At 68.6% G+C, this 9,012-nt stretch carries 5 protein-coding genes; 4 read left to right on the top strand and 1 reads right to left on the bottom strand.

All coding sequences use genetic code 11. The annotated features are described in order from the left end of the window. Window positions 1-218: 218 nt before the first annotated feature. Entirely contained in the window at window positions 219-1,196 is a 978-nt protein-coding gene (locus DIE11_RS29125) for a LysR substrate-binding domain-containing protein (RefSeq protein ID WP_124628774.1), read from the bottom strand. Between the two features lie 794 nt (window positions 1,197-1,990). Here DIE11_RS29125 and DIE11_RS29120 point away from each other — a divergent pair. From DIE11_RS29120 to DIE11_RS29105, 4 genes are all read left to right on the top strand, one after another. After that, the gene (locus tag DIE11_RS29120; protein WP_059679130.1) at window positions 1,991-3,406 is read left to right on the top strand and encodes a circularly permuted type 2 ATP-grasp protein; all 1,416 of its coding nucleotides are present in this window, start codon (window positions 1,991-1,993) and stop codon (window positions 3,404-3,406) included. A 64-nt stretch (window positions 3,407-3,470) separates the two neighbouring features. Continuing rightward, on the top strand, window positions 3,471-4,412 hold the full coding sequence (locus tag DIE11_RS29115; RefSeq protein ID WP_059607808.1) for an alpha-E domain-containing protein: 942 nt from the start codon (window positions 3,471-3,473) through the stop codon (window positions 4,410-4,412). A gap of 8 nt (window positions 4,413-4,420) precedes the next feature. Continuing rightward, complete coding sequence (locus tag DIE11_RS29110; protein ID WP_059607809.1) at window positions 4,421-5,395, top strand: transglutaminase family protein; 975 nt, start codon at window positions 4,421-4,423, stop codon at window positions 5,393-5,395. A 93-nt stretch (window positions 5,396-5,488) separates the two neighbouring features. After that, entirely contained in the window at window positions 5,489-8,914 is a 3,426-nt protein-coding gene (locus tag DIE11_RS29105) for a DUF2126 domain-containing protein (protein WP_124628770.1), read from the top strand. Window positions 8,915-9,012: the final 98 nt, after the last annotated feature.

Here is a 9,012-nt window from a genome sequence, read left to right as displayed (position 1 = left end):
GCCGCTCCTTGGGGGCGGGCGCCCGCGCCGGCCCGCGGTGGGCTGGCTGCGGTCCCGCGCGCGCCCCCCCCCCCCGGCGCCCCCCCCCCCCCCCCCCCCACCACACCCCCCCGCCCCCCCCCCCCCCCCCCCCCCCCCCCCCGCCCGGGGGGGCGGGCGGCCCCCCCCCCCCCCCCCCCGCTCCGGCGAGTCGGGCGATGAGGGAACGGTGAGGGGCGTTACCGGCTGCCGCCGGCGCTGCGGCGCGCGATGCGCACGGCCGGCTCGATCGACTGCTCGGCCGCGACGCGCGGGCGGTTCATGATGTAGGTCCACAACTGTTCGGCCGCGAGCCCGCGCTTGCGCGCGGACCGGTACAGGCGAATCTCGAGTTCGGTGATCCAGTCCGCCGAGCCCGCACGAACGAGCGAACCATCCGCGAGCTCTTTCGCCACGCAGCTTTCGGGCAGCCAGCCGATGCCGTGCCCGGCCACGACCATCCCCTTCAACGCCTCGGACATGTGCGTCTCGAAGCACCGGTGCAGCGCATACGATTCGGACGCATTCAGCAGCAGCATCTCGACGACGTTCCCGAGGAACGCGCCCGACGAATACGCGAGGAGCGGCAGCGGCGCGTCCGGCGTGCCGGGCAGTTCGAATACCGGCTTGCCGCGTGCGTCGGGCGTCGACACCGGCAGGATCCGCTCGACGCCGAGCGTGACGAACGGGAAGTGGTTCGGATCGAGCACGATCGGCAGTTGCGGATGGTGATAGCCGAGCAGCAGGTCGCATTCACCTTCGACGAGTTGCTGCACGCCTTCGGGCACGTTCACCGCGTTCACGCGCGCGGTCACGTGGCCGACTTCGCCGTTCAACTGCTTGAGCCATTCGGGGAACAGTGTGAACACGAGCGTATGCGCGACGGCGAAGCGCACGACCTGGTCGCTTGCCGCGAACTGGTCGTAGCCGTTCACGAGGTTGCGTGCCGCATACATGCTGCGCAGGATGTCCGCGGCCAGCCCGCGGAACATCTGCCCGGCCGGCGTCAGCGTGATCGGGTTGATGCTGCGGTCGACCAGCTTCGCATCCATCCAAGTTTCGAGTGCGGCGATTCGTCTGCTGAATGCCGACTGCGTGAGGTGCCGATGACGCGCGGCCCGGGAAAAGCTCTTGGTATCCGCAAGGCTCAGGAAATCTTCCAGCCACTTTGCTTCCATGTTGATCTTCGCTTTTTATAGTCGGCGCCGGAAGGCGGCGGCGCCATTTCACTGAACCGGTTTTGTAGCGTACCGCGCCTCGCGCATCGGAGCCGATGTTTTTTTTCGATCGGTGTCAGTCGAAATATGCATGGGCGTTGTCGGCGGTATTACGGCTACATACGGTTGAGGTGCCGGACCCGGCTAACTGGTTAGTTCACCGCGTCGAACTGCCCGACTTGCCGCAGACGGTACTTCCCCCCCAGGGCCGGCCGCGCACCTGCGCGCGCCGGCTCGCCTTTCCGCTATTCCGCCCGGGCAACCGAAGGATGTGGCGCAATCCCCGTCGCGGTGCAGGGCGGGCCGCCGCAACGGGCCGCCGACGCCGCGTCGCGCTTCGCTGCGGTGCGGCAAGACCGGGCGGGAAGGTGGCGGGGCGCGGGCGACCGCACGGCGGCGGGAAGCCCTGCCGACGCGGGCGCGGAACCGCTGCCGGCCGGCAGCGCGGTAATCGAGGAGGCGCGCCGGGCGGGGAAGAATTGGTGCAGTGCAGATTGCACAGTCGTGACACGCAGGGGAACTATGTTTGACAGGCGCGGTGCAGCAGAAGCCGTGCGCGGGCATGGCACGCCTCTGGCGCGTCCTGCGTCGTGCGCATCGCACCATCATGGTGCGGCATGCCGCGGGGGCGTGCCGGCTGCGCGACAAAGGGGGGAACCTGAGGGGATATCGCAAGGCACGTTCCTTGCGAGGCAGTCAGTACGCCGGTCCGGCATGCGCAATGCCGGGGAAAACGATCGATGGAGAAAAGATCGATGAAGCCATTCGATGAAATGCTGCAATCCGGCGACATGGTGAGGGCGCCTTACGCGCGCCTCAAGCAGTGGCTCGACACGCAGAATCCCGCGAGCCTCGCCCAGAAAGCTCACGACGCGGAAGGCGTGTTCCGCAGGACGGGCATCACGTTCGCCGTGTACGGCGACGCGCAGGCAGCCGAGCGGCTGATACCTTTCGATATCGTGCCGCGGATCATCTCGGGCGCGGAATGGAGCCGGCTGTCGCTCGGCATCGAGCAGCGCGTGATGGCGCTCAACGCGTTCCTCGACGACATCTACCACCGCCAGGAGATCGTGCGCGCCGGCATCGTGCCGAAGCACCTGATCGCGCACAACGAGGCGTTCATCCCGGAGATGATTGATTTCCGGCCGCCCGGGAACGTTTACACGCATATCATCGGCGTCGACATCGTGCGCACCGGCGAGAACGAGTTCTACGTGCTGGAGGACAACGCGCGCACGCCGTCGGGCGTGTCGTACATGCTGGAAAACCGCGAGACGATGATGCAGCTCTTCCCCGAGCTGTTCCAGCAGGTCAAGGTGCGCCCGGTCGAGACCTATCCGCAGATGCTGCGGCAGTCGCTCGCGGCCGTGTGCCCGCCGGGCGGCAACGCCGACAACCCGACCATCGCCGTGCTCACGCCCGGCATCCACAACTCCGCGTACTACGAACATTCGTTCCTCGCCGACCAGATGGGCGTGCACCTCGTCGAGGGCAGCGACCTGCAGGTGGTCGACGGCCGCGTCGCGATGCGCACCACCGAAGGCTTCCGGCCGATCGACGTGCTGTACCGCCGCGTCGACGACGCGTTCCTCGATCCGCTCACGTTCCGTCCCGATTCGGTGCTCGGCGTGGCCGGGATCATGGACGTCTACCGCGCCGGCAACATCACGATCGCGAACGCGCCCGGCACCGGCATCGCCGACGACAAGGCGATCTACTCGTACATGCCGGAGATCGTCGAGTTCTACACGGGCCGCAAGGCGTTGCTGGAGAACGTGCCGACCTGGCGCTGCGGCGAGGCCGACAGCCTGAAATACGTGCTCGAGCATCTCGATGAACTGGTTGTGAAGGAAGTGCACGGCTCCGGCGGCTACGGGATGCTGGTCGGTCCGTGTGCATCGAAGGCCGAACTCGAGGCGTTCGCCGCGAAGCTGCGCGCGCGTCCCGCGAACTACATCGCACAACCCACGCTGGCGTTGTCCACGACGCCGATCCTGACCGAAGCCGGCCTCGCGCCGCGCCACGTCGACCTGCGGCCGTTCGTGCTGGTGTCGGACCGGATCCGCATCACGCCGGGCGGGCTCACGCGCGTGGCGCTGCAGGAGGGATCGCTCGTCGTCAACTCGAGCCAGGGCGGCGGCACCAAGGACACCTGGGTGCTGGCCGACTGAGCCGGGCACGACCGCGCGCGCCGCAGCCGGCGCGCGAACCGAACGAAGACGGAGTGGACACGAGATGCTTCTGGGACGAACTGCGAGCGGTCTCTACTGGATGTACCGCTATATCGAGCGCGCGGAGAACATCGCGCGCATCGTGGATGCCGGGCTGCGGATGGCGCTCACGCGCACGTCCGACGCGCCGGCCGAATGGTCGTCGGTGCTGGTCAGCTCGGGCGCGGACGACGGCTATCGTCAGAAGTACGACGCATATGCCGCCGATACCGTGACCGACTACCTGCTGCGCGACCGCGACAACCCGTCGAGCGTGCTGTCGTGCATCGAGGCCGCGCGCTCGAACGCGCGCATGGTGCGCACGGCGCTCACCCGCGAGGCGTGGGAAAGCGTGAACGGCGCATGGCTCGCGCTGCGTCACGCGCTCGCGCAGCCGGTGCCGGAGAGCGGACTGCCGGCCGTGCTCGACGAAGTGAAGCGTGAAACCGCGCTGATCCTCGGCAGCTTCTACAGCACGATGCTGCGTAACGAGATCTTCGATTTCGCGCAGATCGGCGCGTTCGTCGAGCGCGCGGACAACACCGCGCGGATCATCGACGTGAAATACCACCTGCTGCTGCCGTCGGTGTCGCACGTCGGCACGATCCTCGACAACTACCAGTGGGAGACGATCCTGCGCTGCGTGGCCGCGCACCGGTCGTACCGCTGGGTGTACGACGTGCAGTACAAGCCGATGAACATCGCCGACTACCTGATCCTGAACGGCCGCATGCCGCGTTCGCTGCGCTATTGCTACGGGCGCGTGGTGTCGAGCCTGAATCTGCTCGCGAAGGATTACGGTGTGACACACCCGTGTCACGACACGGCCACGAAGATTCTGCAGATGCTGTCCGACACCTCGGTCGAGCGGATCTTCAAGAGCGGCCTGCACGAGTTCCTGACCGACTTCATCGGCCGCAACAACAGCCTCGGGATCGATATCGCCCAGGCCTACAACTTCGACTGAGACTTGCCATGCGACTCGCCATCCGACACATCTCGCGTTATCAGTTCGACGATCAAGCCACCCATGCGCTGCAACGGCTGCGGCTGCGCCCGCAATCGGGCCCCGGGCAGACGGTGCGCGCGTGGCAGGTCACGATCGAAGGCGTCGAGCCGGCGCTGTCCTACACGGACGGGCTCGGCAACCGGATCGACCTCGTGCGCCACGACCGCGGCGCGAAGAACGAGATCGTCGTGATCGCGGCCGGCGTCGTCGAGACGCAGGACCGCGCCGGCATTCTCGGCAATCCCGAGGGCTATGCGCCGCCGTGGATCTTCGAGCGCGAGACCGCGCTCACGAAGGCCGGCGACACCGTGCGCGAACTCACGCAGGCGCTGCCGATCGAGCCGCACAGCCTCGATGCGCTGCACTGGCTGATGACGGAAGTGCACGGCCGCATCGCGTACGCGCCGAACCTGGCGGACGCGCCAGTCGATGCCGAAACAGCGCTGCAAAGCGGCGAGGGCACGAGCCGCGACCACGCGCATGCGTTCATCGCGGCCGCGCGTGCACTGAAGGTGCCGGCGCGCTACATCTCGGGCTACGTGCTCGCCGACAGCGCGATGCAGCGCATCGCCGACGCGAAGCAGAGCGCGGCGGGCGACGAGGAAGAGGAGGCGCTCGCGCTGCAGAGCGGCGACGGCATGCAGCAGGCGCTCGGCGCATCGCACGCCGCGCAGTCGCAGGGCTTGCCGCAGGCGGCGCTCGGCGCGCAGCCGCAGGCCGCCGCGCTGATGCAGCAGCCGGCCGGTCATGCGTGGGCGGAGGCCTACGTCGAAGGGCTCGGCTGGGTCGGCTTCGATCCGTTCATGAACCGCTGCCCGGACGAGCGCTACGTGCGCATTGCCGTCGGCCTCGACGCTCGCGACGCGCAGCCGGTGACGGGGCTCGGCGCGAGCACCGTCGGCATCGAGATTAGCGTCGTGCAGTCGCCGGAACTGGTCTGACGCACCCCTTCGTCGAATCCGCCGTGCCGTGCCGCCGCAGCGACGGCGACGCGGCGCACGCGGCCGGCCCAACCCGAACCGAGCGGCTCTCCCATGCCCATCCACGTCGCGCTGCATCACACCACCCGCTACCGCTACGACCGGCCCGTCAACCTCGGCCCGCAGATCGTGCGGCTGCGGCCCGCGCCGCACTGCCGGACGCCGATCGTCGCGTATTCGATGACGGTCGAGCCCGTGCAGCACTTCATCAACTGGCAGCAGGACCCGTTTTCGAACTATCTTGCGCGGCTCGTGTTTCCGGAACGCACCGAACACTTCGAGATCACGATCGACCTGGTTGCCGAGATGTCGGTGTACAACCCGTTCGACTTCTTCCTGGAGGCGAGCGCGGAGCAATATCCGTTCAACTATGACGATGCGCTGAAGACCGAACTCGCGCCGTACCTCGCGTGCGATCCGCAGACGAGCGCGGCGCCGCTGTTCCGCGCGTATCTCGACGGCGTCGACCGCACGCCGGCCGGCACCGTGAACTTCCTCGTCGCGCTGAACCAGCAGCTGCAGCACGACATCGGCTATCTCGTGCGGATGGAGCCGGGCGTGCAGACGCCCGAGCAGACGCTGAAACTCGCATCCGGGTCGTGCCGCGACAGCGCGTGGCTGCTCGTGCAACTTTGCCGGCACCTCGGCATCGCGGCGCGCTTCGTGTCGGGCTACCTGATCCAGCTCACGCCCGACGTGAAGGCGCTCGACGGCCCGAGCGGCACGTCGGTCGACTTCACCGACCTGCACGCGTGGTGCGAGGTCTATCTGCCGGGCGCGGGCTGGATCGGCTTCGATCCGACCTCGGGCCTGCTCGCCGGCGAAGGGCACATCCCGCTCGCGTGCACGCCGCAGCCGACCAGCGCCGCGCCGGTCGAAGGGCTGATCGACGAGTGCGAAGTCGCGTTCGAACACGAGATGGTGGTGACGCGCGTGTACGAATCGCCGCGCGTGACGAAGCCGTATACCGAGTCGCAGTGGGACGCCGTGCGCACGCTCGGCGCGCAGGTCGACGGCGCGCTGACGGCCGGCGACGTGCGGCTCACCCAGGGCGGCGAGCCGACCTTCGTGTCGATCGACGATCGCGACGGCGCCGAATGGAACACCGATGCGCTTGGCCCGACCAAGCGCGGCTACGCGACCGAACTCGTGCAGCGGCTGCGCGCCGAATACGGCGAAGGCGGCTTCCTGCATTTCGGGCAGGGCAAGTGGTATCCGGGCGAGCAGTTGCCGCGCTGGGCGCTGTCGATCTTCTGGCGCGCCGACGGCCAGCCCGTGTGGCACGATCCGTCGCTGTTCGCCGACGAGCGCGAGCCGTCCGCATACACGACTGACGACGCGAAGCGCTTCATCGACGCGCTGGCCGCGCGCTTGAACCTGACCGGCGAATTCATCCTGCCCGGCTACGAGGACGTCTGGTACTACCTGTGGCGCGAGCGCCGGCTGCCGGTCAACGTCGATCCGTTCGACTCGCGCCTCGACGACGCGCTCGAACGCGCGCGGCTGCGCAAGGTGTTCGAGCAGCAGCTCGACAGCGTGGTCGGCTACGTGCTGCCGGTCAAGCGTACGGACGAGGACGACGCGCCGGGCCTCGACGGGCCGCGCTGGCAGACGGGCCCGTGGTTCTTCCGCGACGAGCGGATGTACCTCGTGCCCGGCGATTCGCCGATGGGCTATCGGTTGCCGCTCGATTCGCTGCCGTGGGTCGCTGGCGCCGACTATCCGTACCTGGTCGAACGCGATCCGTTCGCGCCGCGCGACGCGCTGCCGGACGCGGCGGCGTTCCGTGCGCGTCATGCGGGCACGGCCGACGCGCCGCACTACCTGGCCGGCGCGCATCGCGAAGCACCCGTGCAAACGGTCATGCAGTGGCGCGGCGACGGCACGGCTGCGGGTGGACGGCACGCACATGGCGCGCCGGACGCGCAGCGCCGCCCCGAGCGCTTCGAATCGGCCGCGTGGATCACGCGTACCGCGCTGTGCGCCGAAGTGCGCAATGGCATCCTGTACCTGTTCATGCCGCCGCTCGCCGCGCTCGAGGACTATCTCGACCTGCTCGCCGCGATCGAGCTGACCGCGCACGCGCTCGACGTGAAGCTCGTGCTCGAAGGCTATCCGCCGCCGCGCGACGCACGGCTCAAGCTGCTGCAGGTCACGCCCGATCCCGGCGTGATCGAGGTGAATATCCACCCGGCGAAGAGCTTCGACGAACTCGTCGGCCAGACCGAATTCCTGTACGACGCTGCCTGGCAGTCGCGTCTTTCCAGCGAGAAGTTCATGGTCGACGGCCGCCACGTCGGCACGGGCGGCGGCAACCACTTCGTGCTCGGCGGCGCGACGCCGGCCGACAGCCCGTTCCTGCGCCGCCCGGACCTGCTCGCGAGCCTGATCGCTTACTGGCACAACCATCCGTCGCTGTCGTACCTGTTCTCGGGGCTGTTCATCGGCCCGACGAGCCAGGCGCCGCGCGTTGACGAGGCGCGCAACGACCAGGTCTACGAGCTCGACATCGCATTCGCGGAAATCCAGCGCAACAAGCTGCTGTACGGGCAGGACATGCCGCCGTGGCTCGTCGACCGCGTGCTGCGCAACCTGCTGATCGACGTGACCGGCAACACGCACCGCAGCGAATTCTGCATCGACAAGCTGTATTCGCCCGATTCGTCCACCGGCCGGCTCGGCCTGCTCGAACTGCGTGCGTTCGAGATGCCGCCGCATGCGCGGATGAGCATCGTGCAGCAACTGCTGCTGCGTGCGCTGGTCGCGCGCTTCTGGGCCGCGCCGTACACGACGCCGCTCACGCGCTGGGGCACCGCGCTGCACGATCGCTTCATGCTGCCCGCGTTCCTGAAGATGGATTTCGACGACGTGCTGGCCGAGCTGCGCGACGCCGGTTTCGCGTTCGACCCGGCCTGGTTCGCGCCGCACTTCGAATTCCGTTTCCCGCTGTTCGGCCAGATCGCGGTGAACGGGATGCAACTGTCGCTGCGCGGCGCGCTGGAGCCGTGGCACGTGATGGGCGAGGAGGGCGCGCCCGGCGGTACGGTGCGCTACGTCGATTCGTCGGTCGAACGGCTCGAAGTGCGCGTGACGGGGCTGAACGACAACCGGCACGTGGTGACCGTCAACGGCCGCGCGCTGCCGCTGCAGCCGACCGGCACCGTCGGCGAATACGTCGTGGGCGTGCGCTACAAGGCATGGGCGCCGCCGTCGGCGCTGCACCCGACCATCGGCGTGCATGCGCCGCTCACGTTCGACATCGTCGATACGTGGCTGCAACGCTCGCTCGGCGGCTGCCGGTATCACGTCGCGCATCCGGGCGGGCGCAACTACGCGACGTTCCCGGTCAACGCGTACGAGGCCGAGAGCCGCCGGCTCGCGCGCTTCGTCGCGATGGGGCACACGCCGGGGCGGATGGACGTGTCGGCCGCCGCACCCAGCCGCGAATTCCCGTTCACGCTCGACCTGCGACGGCCCTGATCGTCGGATGAAAGGACGGACGACGATGCGCGGTTCGCGACCTCCCGGCGCGCCGGCCGGAGTGCTAGGATGCGGGCTGAACGCGGCCGTCCGCCGTG

The sequence above is a fragment of the Burkholderia sp. Bp9012 genome (assembly GCF_003853825.1).
Taxonomy (GTDB): domain Bacteria; phylum Pseudomonadota; class Gammaproteobacteria; order Burkholderiales; family Burkholderiaceae; genus Burkholderia; species Burkholderia diffusa.
The sequence above is the reverse complement of the archived record's forward strand: the minus strand, read 5'-3'. Positions and strand labels throughout refer to the sequence as shown.